The sequence below is a fragment of the Rhodococcus baikonurensis genome, from assembly GCF_040489275.1.
Lineage (GTDB): Bacteria > Actinomycetota > Actinomycetes > Mycobacteriales > Mycobacteriaceae > Rhodococcus_F > Rhodococcus_F baikonurensis.
On record NZ_JBEUOQ010000003.1, the window covers coordinates 401,336 to 419,478 of the forward strand.

Sequence of the window (18,143 nt, forward strand, 5' to 3'; positions counted from 1 at the left end):
TCCGGTCCAGCTTAATGTCCGTGCCTTTATCTCGGGCACTCACATCGGCAGTTCGGGGGATTAGGTCCTGAGGAATCAGACATCGTGTCACTCGCGCTACGCCGAGTCACACCTTTCGGCACAATGGCGAGGGTGCAGCAACTGAGCCTCTCCGCCTTCGACGACGCCGCCAAGCGTCGGGACCTTCGCAAGATGAAGGTCTTCGCCACTGGCCTTCTGGGCTTCGCGACGGTGGTCTACATCTTCTGTCGGTGGCAGGAATCCCGCGGTGCCGGAGAGTGGGTCGGCTACGTCCGCGCCGCGTCCGAGGCCGGCATGGTCGGCGCCCTGGCCGACTGGTTTGCCGTCACCGCGCTCTTCCGTCATCCGATGGGACTCCCCATCCCGCATACCGCCATCATCAAGCGAAAGAAGGACCAACTCGGCGCCAGTCTGAGTTCGTTCGTCGGCCAGAACTTCCTGGCTCCCGAAGTTGTGTCGGCCAAGGTGCAGCAGGCGCAGATTCCGCTCCGCCTCGGTACGTGGATGGCCGAACCTGCCAATGCCGCTCGCGTCGCCGCCGAGACGTCGACGGTCTTGCGCGGCATGGTCGAGGTTCTTCGCGACGAGGACATTGCCCAGATCATCGACAACACGATCGTGAAGCGGCTGGCCGAGCCCATGTGGGGACCGCCGATCGGCCGAGTGCTCGGGGAGTTGCTCAAGGACAACAAGCAACTGCCGATCATCGAATTGCTTGCCGAGCGCGCGCATCAGTGGGCACTCGGCAGCCAAGAGACGATCGACCGTGTGATCGTTCGCGATTCGCCGGCGTGGTCGCCGAAATTCGTCGACGCGATGCTGGGGGAGAAGATCTACAAGGAACTCGTCGAGTTCACCTGGAAGGTCCGTTCCAACCCGGAACACGAGGTACGTCTCGCCGCCAACCGCTTCCTGATCGACTTCGCCGATGATCTGCAGAACGACCCGGAGACCATCAAGAAGGCCGAAGGGATCAAGGCGGAGATCATGGGCCGCGAGGAAGTGACGGGTCTGGCGTCCTCGACGTGGCAGGTCGCCAAGCGCCTCATCATGGAGTCGGTCGACGATCCGAACAGCACCCTGCGGACCAAGGTCGCCGAGAACGTGGCCGGCTTCGGAATCAGGCTGCGAGACGACGAATCCATGCGTGAGAAGGTCGACGGCTGGCTGGTGCAGGGCACCAAGTACATCGCGGAGAACTACACCGACGAGATCACCGGAGTCATCAGCGACACGGTCGAGCGGTGGGATGCCGACGAAGCGAGCCAGAAGATCGAGCTGCAGGTCGGTCGAGATCTTCAGTTCATCCGTATCAACGGCACCGTTGTCGGATCTATCGCCGGGCTGCTGATCTACACGATTTCGACGCTCATCTTCGGCTGAGCTGTCCGGTATGTGACGTCCACCACGAGTGCTAGCAGTAGTGCTTGCAATAGTTAGCACCCTCTCCTATCCTGGGAAATGTCCACTGGAAAGGGAGGACGCAATGCCAGCGAAGTCGACGAACTCCGATGACGGAGATCGTGAATCATCCGGTGCCGCAGCCGGAGCAAGCGACTTGGCAGCTCGCGTCGTCAGCTCTGCGGCACACGACATCGGGGGGTTCATTCGTGCACAGCGGGAAGCCGCCCAAGTTTCGATGCGCCAACTTGCTCAACTCGCCGGCGTCAGCAATCCGTATCTGAGTCAGATCGAACGCGGATTGCGCAAACCGTCGGCAGACGTACTGGCGCAAATTGCCAAGGGCCTTCGAGTCTCATCGGAAGTCCTGTACGTCCAAGCGGGATATCTCGAACAACGCCCGCACAGTCCCATCAGGGACGCGGTGTTGGCCGAGACGGCCATCAACGAACGGCAGAAGCAAGTACTGCTCGAAATCTACGACTCGTTCTGTCGCGAGAACGAGTCGTCGAGACCAGTCGCAGCGCCCGATTTCGCCGAATCGGCCGCAATTCCAGACACCGAGACTTCACTAGGAGAACAAGATGACTGACAAGAACGCCATCGACAGCGTCAAGACCTCGCTCTACGCCGCCGTCGGCGCAGGCGACCTGGTTGTCCAGGCCGTAGCCGACGTCGTTGCTCAGGTTCGTGAGCGCGCCGAGAACACGCAGGGTGACGTCAACGGCCGTGTCGACGGTGCCCGCGAGAAGCTCGCTTCCGTTCAGGGTGACGTTGCCGAAAGCGTCGAGGCACTGCGCGAGCGTCTCGCCGGCCTGCCGTCCGAGCTGCCCGAAGAGCTTGCCGAGCTGCGCGAGAAGTTCTCACCCGAGGAGCTCCGCAAGGTCGCCGAGGCATACCTCAAGGTTGCCGGCGATCTGTACAACTCTCTCGCAGAGCGCGGCGAAGACGCAGTCGAGCGCATCCGCAAGCAGCCCGCAGTCGAAGAAGGCATCGCTGCTGCGGAGTCGGCACTCGGCGACGCCGTCGAGCTGACCGAAGACGCACTCGGAACCGTTGCTCGTCAGACTCGTGCCGTGGGCGAGCAGGCTGCCAAGCTGGCCGGCCGCGCTGCCGGACGCATCTCCGACACCGCAGAAGAGGTCGGCGAGAAGATCGCTGACGCCGGCGAGAAGATCGCCGACGCAGGCGACGAGGCTGCACTGAAGGTTCTCGACCTCGGTGACCAGGCCGACGAGGCTTCCAAGGAAGCTGCCGCTCGCGTGACCGCTGCAGCCTCCGACGTGCAGGAGCGCGCAACCACCGCAGCCAAGAAGGCTGCTCCGGCCAAGGCTGCTCCCGCGAAGGCTGCTCCGGCCAAGGCCACCGCTGCTGCTCCGGCCAAGAAGGCTGCTCCGGCCAAGAAGGCCTGATTTGCCCAGCTCCACCTGACGAAGGCTCCCGCGCTCAGCCGAGTGTGGGAGCCTTCGTGTTCGTCGGGAACCGGATGAGAACTTAGGATGTAGTTGTGACTCAAGTCGATGGGCTAGTCGGTCTGATCTTTCTCGCACTCAAGGTGCTCGCGTTGGTGGGTGCTGTCTACGCGATCGTTCATGCCGTCAGGCAGCGTCCGGACGCCTTCACTGCGGTCAACAAATTGACCAAGCCGATCTGGCTCGGAATCCTGATCGTTGCGGCGTTGATCCTTCTGGCGACGTCACCTGTCGGTCTCCTGGGCATCATCGCGGTCGTTGCAGTGTGCGTGTATCTCGTCGACGTTCGCCCCCGCGTTGACGACATCCAGCACGGCGGTTCTCGCTGGTAGTACCGCGGTTCTGCTGATCCTGTGACGCCGTTTCCGGCCATCGTGTGTTGCCCCACTCTTTCGCTCCAACTCTGACAACAGGCGTTGTTCGAGTGATAGTGTCGGTTAACGGCAGTCACACATAGATTGCATCCGTCTGTCGTCAGCAGCAGTCAGGGGTAAATGCATGTCCAGTCGTTCGCGCACCACAGAGCTTCGAGTACTGGCAGGCGCCGTCGGAGTGGGAGCACTCGTCGCGGCCGTCGCGGGAATCCGTCATCGGCGATCCACGCGCGGGTTGACTCTTTCGAGCGACGTCGAGCCCAACGCACTCCTGAAGACTCCGACGCTCAAAGCTGATATCAGCGAACTGACCACCGACGACGGTGCGATCATCAATGTCCGGGCTTACGGTCCCGTCGACGGCGATCCGATCGTTCTCAGTCACGGCTGGACGTGCTCAACCGAATTCTGGTACCCGCAGGTCAATGCGCTTGCCGGCGAATATCGCGTCATCACCTACGATCAGCGCGGTCACGGACGCAGTACCGTCGGTAATCTTCCGCTCGGCCCGGACGTCCTTGCCGACGACCTCTCTGCCGTGCTGGCCGCGACGGTTCGCGAGGACAAGAAGGCGGTCATCGTCGGTCACAGCATGGGCGGGATGAGCATCATCGCCTGGGCTGGTCGTCACCCCGACGAGGTCAAGAAGTACGCGTCGGCGGTCATGCTCGCGAGTACGGCGAGTGAAAGGTTGATCGCCGAGACCACGGTCATCCCACTGCCCAATCGTTTTCCTCGGGTTCCGGTCCCCGTGGGCCGCGCCATCCTCAGCTCGCCCGTTCCATTTGTCTCCTCGGGCGCCATGACGAAGGCGATCCAGTACGTCTCGATGTCACCGAACGCGACCAAGGCCGAGATTCAGTTCTGCGAGAACATCGTTCGTGAGTGCAAGCCCCGCATCCGTGGTGGTTGGGGAGCAGCGCTGAGCACCCTCGACATTCACGAAGGACTCGACAATCTCGAAGTGCCGACCACCGTGCTCGTCGGTTCGCTCGATCGGCTCACTCCGCCGGTCCATGCGCGCAAGCTTGCGCAGGTCCTCGACGACGCCGGCAACCTCGAACGGTTGATCGTGTTGCCGGGCGTCGGTCATATGTCGTCGATCGAGAACATCGACGAGTTCGACAAGGAAATCGTGCGACTGCGCAATCTCTAGCGCAACGCAGCTCTAGCTGAAGACGACCGTTTTGCGCCCGTGGACCAGAACCCGATCCTCGAGGTGCCAGCGCAGTCCGCGTGAGAGCACGAGCTTTTCGATGTCTCGGCCCTGCCGGACCATGTCGGCGACATCGTCGGCGTGGTCGACGCGGATCACGTCCTGCTCGATGATCGGACCGGCATCGAGTTCGGCGGTCACGTAGTGGCAGGTGGCGCCGATCAACTTCACGCCGCGCGCGAACGCCTGGTGATAGGGGCGGGCACCGATGAACGATGGCAAGAAGCTGTGGTGGATGTTGATCGCGCGTCCGGCCCAGTGCTCGCACAGTGATTCCGGCAGCACTTGCATGAAGCGCGCAAGAACGACGGCGTCGGGGTTGTGAGCGTCGACCAGGGCGCGAACCTTCTCGAAGGACGGTCCGCGTTCGGCCGGGTCCTTGGCGAACGGAACGTGGTGGAAGTCGATCCCGTGGCGCTCGGTGACACTGCGCAGATCTTCGTGGTTTCCGATGACGGCGCTGATTTCTGCCGGAAGTTCTGCGCCCGCGGCACGGCCCAGGAGGTCATGCAGGCAGTGGCCTTCCTTGCTCACGAGCAACACGATCTTCTTGGGTGCGCCGGAGTCGTGAAGAGTCCACTCGGTTTCCGGACCGATCTCGGCCGCAACAGCTTTGAACCGTTCACGAAGTTCGTCGATGCTCATGCTCACAGACGACGCACGGACCGCCTGACGCGTGAAGAACCATCCTGTGTCGGCATCGGCGTGATACGCGGCCTCCACGATCCATCCACCGACATCGGTGAGAAAGGTCGAGATGCGTGCGACGATGCCCGTGGTGTCGGGGCAGCCGAGGGACAGAACATAGCGACGATCATCGATCGAAGGTGCAGCGGTCATGCGGCCTAGTCTCTCAGGTGCGGCTGCAGCGACGGTCGCGTGGTGGTGTGCCAAGCTTTCCAACATGTCTGAAGCTGCACTCACTCGTTCCCAGGTTGCCGCGATGGTGGACCACACTCTCCTCAAACCCGAAGCCACCGCGGCCGATGTGACCGCCCTGATCGACGAGGCGCGCAGCCTCGGTGTGCTGGCTGTCTGCGTCTCGCCGTCGATGTTGCCGATTCGCGCCGACGGACTGGTGACGGCGGCCGTCGTCGGATTCCCGTCGGGGAAGCATCATTCACTGGTCAAGGGTGCCGAGGCGCGACTGGCCGTCGATCAGGGCGCAGCCGAGATCGACATGGTCATCGACGTGGGAGCGGCGGTCGCGGGCGACTACAGCGCTGTGCTCGCAGACATCCTCACCGTCCGTGAGGCGATGGGGGAGAGTGCGATCCTCAAGGTGATCCTCGAAACCGCAGCGCTGTCCGACGAGGCCATCGTCGAATGCTGCCGCGCAGCCGTGCGCGCCGGGGCGAACTTCGTCAAGACCTCCACCGGATTCCACCCTGCAGGTGGGGCAACCGTCGAGGCCGTCAGACTGATGGCGCAAACCGTCGGCCCGGGCGTGGGAGTCAAGGCCAGTGGCGGAATACGTACGACGCAGGCCGCACTCGACATGATTGCGGCCGGCGCCACCCGCCTCGGATTGTCCGGAACCCGAGCAGTATTGGACGGTCTGACCGACTAGGTCAGCAGGCCGCAGCTGTCCGGCACCGCCGAGGTGTTCTGGTTGTTCGCGTCGGCGACGGGCATGGCGTAAGCGCCGCCCTCCAGTGAGATCTGGATCGCGTCGTCGGTGACGGTCAGCTTCGTGGGCTTCATGTCCAGCGGGTACGTCTGCAGGCTGTCGGTGAGTGTCTGAACGATGCCGTCGACCAGGTCGGTCGGCAGACCCAATCCGAGAATTTCGGCGCCGACGGTCTGAACGTCGACTACGCCGTTGGTGACGGTGGGCTTGACTGTCAGCTTCGCGAGCCCGACCGGTCCGACGTCGAAAGCGAGTGTTCCGGCGCTCGAGTCGGCGGTGACGCCGGAGACGAGGCCACCGAAGGTCTGCTCCTGCAAGGTGGCGAGAATGCCTGCGGTAGACCAGGTGACGTCGGCGCTGGAGCTGCCGATGGTGCCGCTGTTACCCGCCGAGGGCTGCAAGTTGATGTCGTTCACCTTCGCGTGAACCTGCATTCCCGTTGCGGGGCCGAACGAAGAGTCGTCACTGTCGATGCTGATGTACGGCACCTTCTTGTCGACTGCCTGCAGGAGTACGGGCTTCCAGCTCAACCCGACGTCGACCTGGGATCCCAGTTCGCTCTGGAACTGATCGGCCATGCAGGTCTTCACCTGGTTGCGTACGTACAGTTCTCCACCGACGAGTGCCGCGACGAGTACGGCGATCACCACGAGAAGGATGATGAGCACTCGGTTGCGCGGACGAGGGTTGTTCGCTGCGACAGTCATTCGCCAGATTCTTCCCGACGAGTCTGAACGAACTCTGTGAATACGCACTTCCTCATTCCTGTGATGCGCGACACAGTCGCCCGTAGTCTGTTCGAAACGGCGTTTTCGACGGTCACCGGAGGTGGTCATGGCTTCGGACTACGAGTCACTCGAGCTGCTGGCGCTGCGACAGTGCGGATTTGTCACGGCTCTCCAGGCATCGGAACTGGGTTTCGGTCTGGCGTTGATGGAAGAAATGACGGAATCCGGAACATGGACATGTGAGTGCCGTGGACTCTTTCGTCTCGAACGCGTCAGGCATACCGCCTTGGACGAGTTCGCGAAGTGGTGCACGTGGTTCGCCGGTAGTGCCACCGTCTCGCATTACAGCGCCGCTGACCTCCATGGCCTCGGGCACCTGCAACCTCGTTTCATTCACCTCTCGATAGCTCACCCTCTCGCGGCGCCCACCCGTCAGGTGGCACTGCACCGACTGCCGCTTGCGGACGACGAGTGCGAACAGATCGGACCCATCCGCATCACCACGCCTTTGCGTACCGTGCACGACCTCGCTTCGGGTGGAATCTCTCAAGTCCTGCTCAATGAAGTAGTCGCCGATGCCGTAGCGATAGGCCGACTCGACGCACACGAGTTGTATCTCTCGTGTGAGAACGCGAGTGTCGACGTTGCCGTTCGGGTGGAGTTGGCGCTCGCCGCAAGCCTGTAGTCGAGCCAGTCACTTTTGTCGCTCCCTTGAGTCGCTGCGACCTTCTGGCATCGCTCCCGAAATCGAACATGACGCCGATATCAGAGATTTGAGACGCGCAACGTCGGGGTAAACATTTTCTCATCTGCGCTGGTTGAACTACCTCGCGATGAGTGGTCTAGGACTTTCGGCCTAGGGTCACGGCTGCTCAGTGGTGTCGCCGATGAACCAAATCTGCGAAAAGCGTAGTTACTTTACAGTCAATGGGATAACGTCACGGCATCGAAAGCAGACGGACGCTTGTCCTGGACGGCTGTCTGCCCCCGTTGTCGAGAGGGATGTGGATGTCCGTGAGTGGTGTTCGTCGCGTTGTCGGTGGTTTGAGTGTGTTTGCTGTTGCTGCGGGGTTCGCGGTGGTGGCGGGTGCCGGGGTTGCGGGTGCGGCTCCGGTGACGGCGGAGGGAAATGTGCATGACTACAAGGTTGTGCGCACTGTCTCGAACGGAACCCCCAATGAGGGGGAGACGATTACGGTGAAGTCGGTGCTGACTCGCACGGGGACTCTCGAGTACCTTCAGCAGGTCAAGGATGTTCATCCGGATTGTCTTACCTACGTGACTGATTCGGCCAAGGTTGACGGCTCGGTGATCGGTCGCAACGACGTCGAGGTTCGTTCTGATTATGCGAAGATCTCGGGCAGTTGGGCGGTGTACTGGAACGGCGGTTTGATCAATCCGAAGTTCAGGACGGTTGAGTTCAGTTACACCGTTGGTGCGGGGTGTGCTCGTGATGTGGATTTGATGACCGAGTTGCATGTCAGTGGGACGTTGGGTTCGGGTCAACTCAAGGGTGTCGGTCCGTCGGTGAGGGTTCAGAAGAACATTTCGGCGACGACATTGGCTCCCGTCGGTGGCGCTCAGGTGGGGCAGTCTGTTGCGCTGAGCGCGACGGTGACTGGTGGTGCCGACGGTGATTCGGTGGAGTTCTTCGACGGTGCCACCAAGATCGGTGCGGGCGCTCTTGCCAATGGTGTTGCAACACTTGCCTGGACGCCGACCACCCGTGGAGACCACTCGATCACAGCGAAGTTCGCCGACACGGCGCGTGCCGTCGGTTCCGCTTCGGCGCCGGTGAACGTGAACGTTTCGCAGGCCGATGCTCAGTCCAGCACGACTCTGGCGCCGATCTCGGGCGCGCAGGTCGGCAAGTCGACCACTCTCAAAGCGACTGTGTCCGCGTCGGGCACCGGTGGAACGGTCACGTTCAAGGTCGGCGGAACAGTGCTCGCTTCGGTGCCGGTGGCGGGCAACGGTGAAGCAACGTATGCCTGGGTTCCGACGGCTGCAGGTGCGCAGACCGTCGAGGCTGTGTTTGCCGGCCGATCCGGCGTCACCGGATCGAGCACCACCGCGAATGTGACAGTTGCCGAACAGCCCGCCGGAACGACGAGCTCGACAACAGATCTGAGCGTGGGAGCAGGGCAGGTCGGTGTAGCGCAGACCATCTCCGCTCAGATCAGCCCCGCCAATGCCGGTGGCACAGTCACCTTCAAAGACGGTGAGTCGGTCATCGGCACGGCGACGGTCGACTCCTCCGGAAAAGCCAGCATCTCGTGGAAGCCGTCAACTCAGGGGCAGCGAGTTGTCGCAGCGGAGTACTCGGGCGCCGGAACGGTGACGGCGTCGTCCGATCAGGTCTCCGTCCAGATCGCCGCACCCGGCACCGGTGGAGAACCCGGAACCGGTGGAAGCGGTTCACTCGGCAGCCTGGGCAACATCTTCGGCTCCTAGCCATCGACACCGGTGATGCCCCGCCCGCGTTCGGTGGTGGGGCATCACCCATATCGCTCACTTCTCGAGAAGGAAAATCTATGTCTGTAAGTTCTGCACGTCGTGCAGTTGCAGGTTTGAGTGTGTTTGCTGTTGCTGCGGGGTTCGCGGTGGTGGCGGGTGCCGGGGTTGCGGGTGCGGCTCCGGTGACGGCGGAGGGAAATGTGCATGACTACAAGGTTGTGCGCACTGTCTCGAACGGAACCCCCAATGAGGGGGAGACGATTACGGTGAAGTCGGTGCTGACTCGCACGGGGACTCTCGAGTACCTTCAGCAGGTCAAGGATGTTCATCCGGATTGTCTTACCTACGTGACTGATTCGGCCAAGGTTGACGGCTCGGTGATCGGTCGCAACGACGTCGAGGTTCGTTCTGATTATGCGAAGATCTCGGGCAGTTGGGCGGTGTACTGGAACGGCGGTTTGATCAATCCGAAGTTCAGGACGGTTGAGTTCAGTTACACCGTTGGTGCGGGGTGTGCTCGTGATGTGGATTTGATGACCGAGTTGCATGTCAGTGGGACGTTGGGTTCGGGTCAACTCAAGGGTGTCGGTCCGTCGGTGAGGGTTCAGAAGAACATTTCGGCGACGACATTGGCTCCCGTCGGTGGCGCTCAGGTGGGGCAGTCTGTTGCGCTGAGCGCGACGGTGACTGGTGGTGCCGACGGTGATTCGGTGGAGTTCTTCGACGGTGCCACCAAGATCGGTGCGGGCGCTCTTGCCAATGGTGTTGCAACACTTGCCTGGACAGCTGCTGACGTCCGGACGCACAGCGTGACGGCCAAATATCTCGGTAATGCCAAAGTAGCGACCTCCACGTCGTCGGCAATCGACGTCGTCGTGTCCGAAGCCGACAAGAACACCGCCACCACGATTACCGGTCCCGCGAGTGCGGTCGCAGGTGAGTCCGTAACCCTCGAAGCTTCGGTCTCTCCTGTCCCGGCGGGTGGAACAGTGCAGTTCAAGGACGGTGCAACCGACCTCGGCGGCGCTGTTGCGGTCGACGCCAACGGCAAGGCGTCACTGGCGAATTCCTATGCAGAAGGCGCACATTCGATCGTGGCGGTGTACTCCGGTTCCGGCGTTTACCAAACCTCGACGTCAGCGCCGCATGCTTTGACGGTCGCCCCGGTGGTGGTCGAGGAGAACACCACGACCACTCTCGTCGGTCCGTCGACCGCTTCGACCGGAGAGGCATTGTCGTTCACCGCCTCGGTCTCTACCGGTGCTGCAGGTGGCACCGTGCAGTTCAAGGAAGGTGGCAGGGATCTGGGCCCCTCGGTTCCAGTGGACGCCGCGGGTAAGGCGACAACCATGCCGACCTTCAACGTGGCGGGCGAGTACAGCATCACCGCAGTATTCTCGGGTTCGGGCAACTACCTGGGGTCGACGTCGAACACCCAGACTGTGAACGTCAAGGCGCCGGCTCCCACCGACCAGCAGACCGAGACGGTCTTGACCGTTCCGGCGGATGCGAAAACCGGTACGGCAGTGGGTCTCTCCGTGACGGTCACGCCGACGCCGGTTGGCGGCACAGTGCAGTTCAAGGACGGCTCGGGCAATCTCGGCTCGGCGGTGCCGGTCGTCGACGGCAAAGCGTCGATCATGCGCGAGTTCGCGAGCGTTGGCACTCACGACATCACGGCGGTGTACTCGGGTGCAGCAGGATTCCTCACCTCTACCTCGGCCGCGCAAACGGTTTCGGTCACAGCTCCGGCTGCGGAGGATCAGGAAACGTCCATCACCGTGAGCGCTCCGACGTCAGCGGTCAAGGGCGCGAAGGTCGATCTTGTTGCGGCAGTTGTTCCTACGCTCAGTGCGGGAACGGTCCAGTTCATGGACGGAACCACCCCGATCGGCGGACCGGTTGCGGTAGTGAACGGCAAGGCCACGCTCTCGCATACCTTCACCGAACTCGGTGATCGCCGAATCACCGCGGTGTTCAGCGGAACCGACGGCTACCTCGGTTCCGAGACCCAGACTGCAGTCACCGTCAAGGTCACGGCAGAGTCCGACGGCGGAGAGCCCGGCAACGGCGGCAGTTCGACCGGTTCGCTCGGAAGCCTGGAAAACATCTTCGGGTCCTAGCCCGACGCTTGCACGAAGACGCCCCGCCGCGGAGAGAACCTCCGCGGCGGGGCGTTTCAAGTCGGCGACTTCAGGGGTTCGGCGCCACCACATGCCAGGGCACCGTCAAGATGCAGTCGCGAAGGCGACGTCGCGCCGGTTGAACGGGAATTCCCTGCGCCCGAAGAATCTCCAAGGCAGCGGCCCAGCGGTGGCGAGGGCCGAAGGAGGCGTGCGGCGCGGCAGTTGCCCAGGCTCGATCGGCAGCGCTGAGCAGTGCATGGATCGGCTCGCCCGGAACGTTGCGGTGGATGAGGGCCTTCGGGAGACGTTCCGCGATGTCGGAAGGGCGATCGATGTCGAAGGGATCCCATGCCAGTGTCAGGGTCAAGGGACGATCGGCGTCGAGAAGTACCCAGGCGCAACGCCTTCCGAGTTCGTCGCAGGTGCCGTCGAGTAGCAGTCCGCCTGGTGCAAGGCCGGACTGGATGTGCGACCAGGCCGAACCCACGGCGTCCTCCGGGTACTGCCGGAGGACGTTGAAGGCGCGTACGAAAACGGGTGTGAGACCGGCCAGTTCGAATCCACCACGGGCGAAGCTGACACCGTCACGACTCTCGACCACGCGGGCAGGGTCGATCTCGAGCCCGATGACGCGTCGATCCCGCCGGACAGCGGTGAGGCGGCTTGCCATCTCGAAGGTGGTGTCCGGCCTCGCTCCGTATCCGAGGTCGACGATCAACGGATCGGCTGCGTTGTTCAGGGCATGCGCAATCGTCCGGTTGTGGACGATCCACCGGTCACTACGGCGTAGTCGGTTGATCCCCGTCGTGCCACGGGTGATGACCCCCTCGATCTTCGGGGGTGGAGCCTTCTTCACGCCGGCTTCAGCGAGCGGCGAGCCAGGTCGCCGTGACCTGAGCTTCGGTGCGGAACAGATCGACGAGGTTGATGAGCATGAGCTGTTCCAACTTCGCGCCGATGAACGGTATGAATACCTTGGCCTCGGACGTGGTTCGCAGCGTGGACCCGGTATCGGTGGCGAACAACTCCATGGTTCCGGACAGACTTCCCGGACCGGCCGGGATCGAAGCCTCGTATGTGCCGGTCACGGTGTCACCGAAGGCGCCGTACGACTCCTTACGAGTGATGACCAGGTCCTTCTTCATCACAGTCTGTGCGATGTCCGGCAAATCGGTACGCGGAAGAATGTGGTGGAGCACGAGATCGATTCCGGAGTCGGTGACCTCGAAATGTTCGACATGGTTCTCGGAATGCTTGCGCATCTCGTCGACGCGGGCCTCCCAGTACGAGCGGTCCGCCAGCGCCGCGTAGACCTGCTCGGGGGAGTGCTGATAGCGGGCGGAGTAGTCGATGCGGCGAGCCATGATCGGAAAGAATACCGGTTACGCGCTGTGACAAGGCAAATTGGCTGTATCGACAAACTCTCGCCGCCCGCAGCGAATTACTTTGCGATCCACTCCCGGGTGAAGTCCTGCTCGGCCTGGATGAGCCGGACAACCTCGTCGACAATCGCGCTTTCGATCTTTCCGCCGAGGAACGGGATCTTGACCTCGACCTCACCGTCGATCTCGAGAGTGGCGGAGTTCTCGTCACCCGTCAGGACCTGAGTGCCCTCGATACGCGCGGGAACGCCGTCGACGTGGGCGGAGAAGGTGCCAGTGGCCTTGCCGTCCTTGAACGGCGCCATCGTTTCGCTGCGTTTGATGACGATGTCGCCGTTGACAACCTTCGACACCATGCTCGGGAGATGTTCGGCGGCAATGATCTGCGACATCGTGACTGCGACGGTCTCGTCGCGCACGGTCAGCTCTTCGATCGTTGCGCCGGGACCGCCGACAGCGACGATTCGGTCGCGCCAGTACTGCTCGGAGGTCACCGCCTCATGGACCTTCTCGGCGGGGACTGTGTACTTCGACGAATGCTCGATGCGACGGCTCACGATTGTGGAGGCTACCGTTTATCGATGTGTGGGACGTAACCATTGGCAGACGCGTCGTGGAATCAGGCGCTTTCGTGTCCGAGAACGTTGACTTGTCGGGATTGACGACGCTCCGAATCGGGGGACCGGCGCGGCTGCTCGCCGAATGCCCGACGACGCAGTCGTTGATCGACGTCGTGACGCTGCTCGATCGCGAGCAGATCCCGACGCTGATTCTCGCCGGCGGGTCCAATCTCGTGATCTCCGACGCGGGATTCGACGGAGTTGTCGTTCGTGTGGCCAACACCACCGTGAGCCTCGACACGGACCGCGTCGTCGCCGAAGCGGGCGCAGTGTGGGACGAAGTAGTCGGCCAATCCGTCGCCGCGGAACTGGGCGGCCTCGAATGTCTGTCCGGGATTCCGGGCTCGACCGGTGCGACGCCGGTGCAGAACGTCGGCGCGTACGGCGTCGAGGTGGGCTCGCGGCTCCGGCAGGTTCAATTGCTCGACCGACGCAGCGGGGAAGTGTCGTGGGTCGAACCGTCGACACTCGAATTGGGTTATCGGTCGAGCGTTCTCAAGCATTCGGATGCAGCACTGGTTCTGGCCGTCGAATTCGACGCGTCGACCGACGGGTTGAGCGCCCCGCTCGCGTACCGCGAACTGTTCACTGCACTCGGCGCCGAGGAAGGCGCGCGGTTGCCTGCGTCGCAGGTCCGCGAGGCAGTTCTGGGGTTGCGGACCGGTAAGGCGATGGTCCTCGATCCGTACGACCACGACACCTGGAGCGCGGGTTCCTTCTTCACCAACCCCGTGGTGCCGGACGCGGAGCTGCCTGCTGTGCTCGGGGCCATCACCGAACAGCTCGGAGACGTCACCGTGCCACAGTTCCCCGGCAGTGGTGGAACCAAGCTCTCGGCCGGATGGTTGATCGAACGGGCCGGATTCTCGAAGGGTTATCCCGGCGAAGATGCACCGGCCAGGCTGTCGACCAAACACACCTTGGCGTTGACCAACAGAGGGTCCGCAACAAGTGCGGATGTGGTCTCGCTCGCGCAGACAGTGCGCGACGGCGTCGAGGCCGCGTTCGGCGTCCGGCTGGAACCGGAACCGGTAACTGTGGGCTGCACCATCTGATTCCTGACAGAGCCCGCAGGTAGCCTGTTGAAGTGCATGAGCTGGGTGGTCGGAGAAGTCGTTCGCGTCTTGTTGCGTTGGTAGCTGTTTTACTCGCTGTGATGGTGGCCGTAGTCGGCTGCACGATCGGCGGCAAGGACGGACAGGGCGGCGCGGCCGCCGCCGAACCGGCCCCGGTCGCGACCGTGGTGTCGACGCCCGCACCAGGCACCAAAGACGTCAGCCCGGTAGCTCCCGTCTCGGTAGCGGTGACCCAGGGAACACTGTCGGACGTCAATCTCAGCAACGCGGCCGGTAAGGCCGTCGCCGGGCAACTGTCGCCTGACAAGACAACCTTCACCGTCAGTGAGGCACTCGGCTACGGCACCACGTATTCGTGGTCGGGTACGGCAACCGGAACCGACGGCAAAGCGGTGCCGGTTCAGGGGAGCTTCACGACGGTTGCCCCGGAGTCGACCACCGGCGCCACCCTCAACATCGCCGACGGCCAGGAAGTTGGTATCGCGGCACCGATCACGTTGCAGTTCGACAACTCCGTCGTCGACAAGGCGGCCGTCGAGAAGGCGCTTGTCGTGACCACCGTGCCGCCCACCGCCGGATCGTGGGCATGGCTGGCCGACGACAACGGCGGATCACGGGCCCATTGGCGTCCGGCCGATTACTGGGTGCCGGGTACAACTGTCCATCTGGACGCCAAGCTCTACGGCCTGAACTACGGCGGTGGCGCCTTCGGCGACCAGGATCTCACGCTCGACTTCACGATCGGTCGTAGCCAGATCGTCAAGGCGAACGCGCCGAGCCACCGCATGCAGGTCGTGCGCGACGGTCAGACGATCATGGACATTCCCGTCAGCTACGGCGAGGGAAACGAACCTCGAAACGTCACGCGCAGCGGCATTCACATGGTGACGGAGAAGTACGAAGACTTCATGATGTCCAATCCGCCGTTCTACGAGAACGTGCGTGAGCGTTGGGCGGTGCGCATCTCCAACAACGGTGAATTCATCCACGCCAATCCTGAAACCACCGGGGTGCAGGGCTCGTCGAACGTCACGAACGGTTGCATCAATCTATCGACGTCCGACGCGCAGGAGTACTTCGGAACGGCCCTCTACGGTGACCCCGTCGAGGTAACCGGCACGTCGATCGACCTGTCTCCTGCGGACGGCGACATCTACGACTGGGCGATCGATCTGCCGACCTGGAAGTCGATGTCTGCACTGGCTTAGCTTTCTCCTGCTGTGAACCGAGAAATCGGTGGACGAAGGGAACCGTCCGGGCTCTGCATCCGTCAGTACAGGTAAGTGCTGTCGGCTCGGGGGAGTCTGACGGGGATTTTCGACTTCAGGGGGGACAGCGGTGGGCATTCCATTTCTGGAAGACGTGCTGGGAAGGATCTCCGAAGCGACGCGGGCCGTGCCTCCCGGCGTGGCGGCATTGCCGGTTGTCGGCACTCCCATCGCGAGCGCAATCGCTACATCTGCTCTGGTTCAATCCGTGACCGACGACCGCGGAGCGTTCGACGACGAGATGGCTGCCGCCACTGCGGACGCCGATGCGGAGCGCGCACGGGCCTGGGGCGAGCGCGATGCCCTCTCCGCTCAGACCTCGTCGCTGCAGTACAGCGAACATGCAATCGTGGACGACGATCCGTTCGACGCGATGTCGCACTCCGAAATCTTCGATCACGTCAACGAGATGGATCCGGCAACCCTGAGCGCAATCGGCGAGGCCTGGAAGGCAATTGCCGGCCGGGTGGAAGCCGGTATCGGGAAGTTCCGGAGCGATGTGAACGGCGCGATCACCGAAGGCTGGCAGGGGCGCGGCGGCTCGGCGGCGTTGGAAGCCGTGCTGGCCTACTCGGCAGATGCGGGTGAGCTGAAGGTGCGGGTCGACCTGATCTCGAACAAGATCGAGGAGGCGAAGATCGCACTCCACGAGGCCAAACGCTCGATTCCGGCACCCGACAGCGCCTCGACGGTCGAGATGATCCTCAGCATGGTTCCCGGGGCTACGTGGAAGCAGGCCCAATACGAAGCGGAAGAAGCCGAACGTCAAGCGCGTCAGGTGATGAAGGACGTGTATCTGCCGTACATGAAGCGTGCGGACGACCAGGTGCCGATCCTCCCGGCCGCGTTCAATCCGGTCACCGGCAGTGGAGGGGATGACAGTGGAGGGTCTGGGGGCGGCGCATTCGGTGGCGGTGGTTCCGGCGGCGGGAACACGTCGGGTTCGGGGAACGGACTCGGCGCGCCATTTACACCGGGTGGCGGAGTTGGTGGAGGCGCGGACGGTGGAAACTCCGGCGGTGCAAACCCGGCCGGAGGCGGTTCCGGTCAGAACCCATCCGGCACCGCTTCCGAACGTGGTGACAACCGTAGCGGCGTTGATGCTCAAGGGAATTCGGGTGCCGATGCTGCCCGGTTCGCACACGATTCCGGCCCGGCCGGGACTGCCGCGGCACATGCCGGCCCACTGCCGTCCGGTGCATTGCCAGGTGGCCTGGCAGGTCCAACTCCGAATGGTGCTCAGCTCGGTTCCGGAGTGCCTTCAGGCCTCATGGGTAGCGGTTCGGGTGGTGGTTCCGCAGGTGGAATCGGTACCGGCGGCTTCGGGCCTGTCGGAACCGGAGGTGGCGCTCTCGGGCCTGGCGGCTCTGGCGGCTCCGGCGGCCTCGCCGGTGGCGGACGTGGGGGCGTCAACGGAACTGGCGGTACCTCGGCGTCGGGCGCGCAGAGCGGTCGGGGCGCGATGGGTGGCGTCGGCGGCATGGCACCGGGACGCGGACAAGGACACGACGAAGACAACGTTCACGACACCCCCGGCTACCTCGTCACGGTCGAGAACGGCAACGCCCTGATCGGCGACCTGCCCATGGTCTCTCCGGCGGTGTTGGGCGAATGACGACCACGCGGTGGCGGTTCACCGGCCTCGAATTCTCGATCCTCTGGGAAGCGATCGGACGCGACCGACTCCCGTACCCGCTGCGATTTCGTCCGGCGGCCGAAACCATGGACGAGCTGACAGCGCAGCGTCGTCGAGCGGGAGCGCACCTGTCGTGCGTTCTCGACGATCGGCTGCATCACGTTCTCGGTGTTCTTGCGAATCCTGATGCTCGCGTGGAGGTTTCCGGTTTTCACGGACAGAAAATGAGTACGGCGACGCGATTGCACGGTGCTGTCGCCGGCGACCTGGGTGTGCTCCTGGCTCAACTGCCCGGCAGGACTGTCGACTGTGGCTCCGACGTGGTTCTCACCGTGGCACGGCCATCGGCAATTCCACGGATGCTCGTCGATCACCTGCCGACCTGTCCCGCCGGATCGGAGCGTGGGGTGAGCATCGGAACGTCGAAACCTAATGGTAAACAGGGTTTTCTGCGCAGTGTCGACGGTGCGCGAGCGAGTGAGGAAGTGAGCAGGTTCTTCGGCCGAGAGCGGACCTCGATCGGTGAAGTCACTGTATATCCGGGCGCAGCCGTCGACAGCAGGCCGACCGACGACGGCATGACTTTCCACTGGTACGACTATGCCGGTGACGGTCGGTACATCATCACCGCCGGTGAAACCGTGAGTGCCCGCAGCGCTTCCGCGGAAATGACGGAGGCCGAGATTGCACGCAATCTCGGCCTCGTCCTGCACCGGGCGATTCGGACTGGTTAGCC

General features: G+C 63.0%; 18 protein-coding genes. 13 read left to right on the top strand and 5 right to left on the bottom strand.

From position 1 onward, the window contains the following. The first annotated feature begins 132 nt into the window (after positions 1–132). The 5 genes from ABWI03_RS09540 to ABWI03_RS09560 all read left to right on the top strand — a co-directional run bounded on the left by ABWI03_RS09540 (position 133) and on the right by ABWI03_RS09560 (position 4,424). Positions 133–1,404, top strand: a complete 1,272-nt coding sequence (locus ABWI03_RS09540) for a DUF445 domain-containing protein (protein WP_029254820.1) — start codon at positions 133–135, stop codon at positions 1,402–1,404. A 103-nt stretch (positions 1,405–1,507) separates the two neighbouring features. After that, a complete protein-coding gene (locus ABWI03_RS09545) occupies positions 1,508–2,014 on the top strand; it encodes a helix-turn-helix domain-containing protein (RefSeq protein ID WP_234036806.1) in 507 nt (168 codons plus the stop codon). Then, positions 2,007–2,834, top strand: coding sequence for a heparin-binding hemagglutinin (locus ABWI03_RS09550; protein WP_124567906.1), 828 nt, complete (start codon positions 2,007–2,009; stop codon positions 2,832–2,834). Before ABWI03_RS09545 ends, ABWI03_RS09550 begins: the two co-directional genes overlap by 8 nt. A 95-nt stretch (positions 2,835–2,929) precedes the next feature. Beyond that, the gene (locus ABWI03_RS09555; RefSeq protein ID WP_003941505.1) at positions 2,930–3,226 is read left to right on the top strand and encodes a DUF2516 family protein; all 297 of its coding nucleotides are present in this window, start codon (positions 2,930–2,932) and stop codon (positions 3,224–3,226) included. A 166-nt stretch (positions 3,227–3,392) separates the two neighbouring features. Further along, entirely contained in the window at positions 3,393–4,424 is a 1,032-nt protein-coding gene (locus ABWI03_RS09560) for an alpha/beta fold hydrolase (protein WP_021333908.1), read from the top strand. A 12-nt stretch (positions 4,425–4,436) separates the two neighbouring features. Here ABWI03_RS09560 and purU read toward each other — a convergent pair whose 3' ends face one another. After that, on the bottom strand, positions 4,437–5,324 hold the full coding sequence (gene purU, locus ABWI03_RS09565; protein ID WP_298774100.1) for a formyltetrahydrofolate deformylase: 888 nt from the start codon (positions 5,322–5,324) through the stop codon (positions 4,437–4,439). Positions 5,325–5,388: 64 nt separating this feature from the next. On the opposite strand from purU, the gene deoC reads away from it, so the two are divergent. After that, complete coding sequence (deoC, locus tag ABWI03_RS09570) at positions 5,389–6,054, top strand: deoxyribose-phosphate aldolase (RefSeq protein WP_095970489.1); 666 nt, start codon at positions 5,389–5,391, stop codon at positions 6,052–6,054. Here deoC and ABWI03_RS09575 read toward each other — a convergent pair. Continuing rightward, positions 6,051–6,821 carry an LmeA family phospholipid-binding protein gene (locus ABWI03_RS09575; RefSeq protein ID WP_007735358.1) on the bottom strand — a complete coding sequence of 257 codons (771 nt, stop codon included), beginning with the start codon at positions 6,819–6,821 and terminating at the stop codon, positions 6,051–6,053. The genes deoC and ABWI03_RS09575 overlap by 4 nt on opposite strands. Positions 6,822–6,948: 127 nt before the next feature. Between ABWI03_RS09575 and ABWI03_RS09580 the strand changes: the two genes are divergently transcribed. The 3 genes from ABWI03_RS09580 (at position 6,949) to ABWI03_RS09590 (ending at position 11,422) form a co-directional block, all read left to right on the top strand. Next, positions 6,949–7,527, top strand: a complete 579-nt coding sequence (locus ABWI03_RS09580) for a type IV toxin-antitoxin system AbiEi family antitoxin domain-containing protein (protein ID WP_095970405.1) — start codon at positions 6,949–6,951, stop codon at positions 7,525–7,527. 323 nt (positions 7,528–7,850) lie between these two features. Further along, positions 7,851–9,296 carry an Ig-like domain-containing protein gene (locus ABWI03_RS09585; RefSeq protein WP_298774104.1) on the top strand — a complete coding sequence of 482 codons (1,446 nt, stop codon included), beginning with the start codon at positions 7,851–7,853 and terminating at the stop codon, positions 9,294–9,296. An 80-nt stretch (positions 9,297–9,376) separates the two neighbouring features. Continuing rightward, positions 9,377–11,422 carry an Ig-like domain-containing protein gene (locus ABWI03_RS09590; protein ID WP_298774106.1) on the top strand — a complete coding sequence of 682 codons (2,046 nt, stop codon included), beginning with the start codon at positions 9,377–9,379 and terminating at the stop codon, positions 11,420–11,422. Positions 11,423–11,492: 70 nt separating this feature from the next. On the opposite strand, the gene ABWI03_RS09595 is transcribed toward ABWI03_RS09590, so the two are convergent. From ABWI03_RS09595 to ABWI03_RS09605, 3 genes are all read right to left on the bottom strand, one after another. Continuing rightward, positions 11,493–12,281, bottom strand: a complete 789-nt coding sequence (locus ABWI03_RS09595; protein WP_095970402.1) for an SAM-dependent methyltransferase — start codon at positions 12,279–12,281, stop codon at positions 11,493–11,495. A gap of 7 nt (positions 12,282–12,288) precedes the next feature. Continuing rightward, a complete protein-coding gene (locus tag ABWI03_RS09600; protein ID WP_095970401.1) occupies positions 12,289–12,789 on the bottom strand; it encodes a DUF2505 domain-containing protein in 501 nt (166 codons plus the stop codon). A 77-nt stretch (positions 12,790–12,866) separates the two neighbouring features. Beyond that, complete coding sequence (locus ABWI03_RS09605) at positions 12,867–13,364, bottom strand: DUF2505 domain-containing protein (RefSeq protein WP_095970400.1); 498 nt, start codon at positions 13,362–13,364, stop codon at positions 12,867–12,869. A gap of 74 nt (positions 13,365–13,438) precedes the next feature. On the opposite strand from ABWI03_RS09605, the gene ABWI03_RS09610 reads away from it, so the two are divergent. The 4 genes from ABWI03_RS09610 (at position 13,439) to ABWI03_RS09625 (ending at position 18,141) form a co-directional block, all read left to right on the top strand. Continuing rightward, positions 13,439–14,482, top strand: a complete 1,044-nt coding sequence (locus tag ABWI03_RS09610; RefSeq protein WP_200315975.1) for a UDP-N-acetylmuramate dehydrogenase — start codon at positions 13,439–13,441, stop codon at positions 14,480–14,482. Positions 14,483–14,514: 32 nt separating this feature from the next. Beyond that, entirely contained in the window at positions 14,515–15,711 is a 1,197-nt protein-coding gene (locus ABWI03_RS09615) for a L,D-transpeptidase (RefSeq protein ID WP_095970399.1), read from the top strand. 130 nt (positions 15,712–15,841) lie between these two features. Then, positions 15,842–17,386 (top strand): hypothetical protein, encoded by a 1,545-nt coding sequence (locus tag ABWI03_RS09620; protein ID WP_298774112.1) that lies wholly within the window; start codon positions 15,842–15,844, stop codon positions 17,384–17,386. Beyond that, positions 17,383–18,141, top strand: coding sequence for an ESX secretion-associated protein EspG (locus ABWI03_RS09625; protein ID WP_298774115.1), 759 nt, complete (start codon positions 17,383–17,385; stop codon positions 18,139–18,141). Before ABWI03_RS09620 ends, ABWI03_RS09625 begins: the two co-directional genes overlap by 4 nt. The last annotated feature ends 2 nt before the right edge of the window (positions 18,142–18,143 follow it).

Coding starts and splice junctions, on each gene's coding strand:
- ABWI03_RS09545 (WP_234036806.1), top strand. CDS start 1,508: ATGCCAGCGAAGTCGACGAACTCCGATGACGGAGATCGTGAATCATCC.
- ABWI03_RS09550 (WP_124567906.1), top strand. CDS start 2,007: ATGACTGACAAGAACGCCATCGACAGCGTCAAGACCTCGCTCTACGCC.
- ABWI03_RS09560 (WP_021333908.1), top strand. CDS start 3,393: ATGTCCAGTCGTTCGCGCACCACAGAGCTTCGAGTACTGGCAGGCGCC.
- purU (WP_298774100.1), bottom strand. CDS start 5,324: ATGACCGCTGCACCTTCGATCGATGATCGTCGCTATGTTCTGTCCCTC.
- deoC (WP_095970489.1), top strand. CDS start 5,389: ATGTCTGAAGCTGCACTCACTCGTTCCCAGGTTGCCGCGATGGTGGAC.
- ABWI03_RS09575 (WP_007735358.1), bottom strand. CDS start 6,821: ATGACTGTCGCAGCGAACAACCCTCGTCCGCGCAACCGAGTGCTCATC.
- ABWI03_RS09580 (WP_095970405.1), top strand. CDS start 6,949: ATGGCTTCGGACTACGAGTCACTCGAGCTGCTGGCGCTGCGACAGTGC.
- ABWI03_RS09585 (WP_298774104.1), top strand. CDS start 7,851: ATGTCCGTGAGTGGTGTTCGTCGCGTTGTCGGTGGTTTGAGTGTGTTT.
- ABWI03_RS09590 (WP_298774106.1), top strand. CDS start 9,377: ATGTCTGTAAGTTCTGCACGTCGTGCAGTTGCAGGTTTGAGTGTGTTT.
- ABWI03_RS09600 (WP_095970401.1), bottom strand. CDS start 12,789: ATGGCTCGCCGCATCGACTACTCCGCCCGCTATCAGCACTCCCCCGAG.
- ABWI03_RS09625 (WP_298774115.1), top strand. CDS start 17,383: ATGACGACCACGCGGTGGCGGTTCACCGGCCTCGAATTCTCGATCCTC.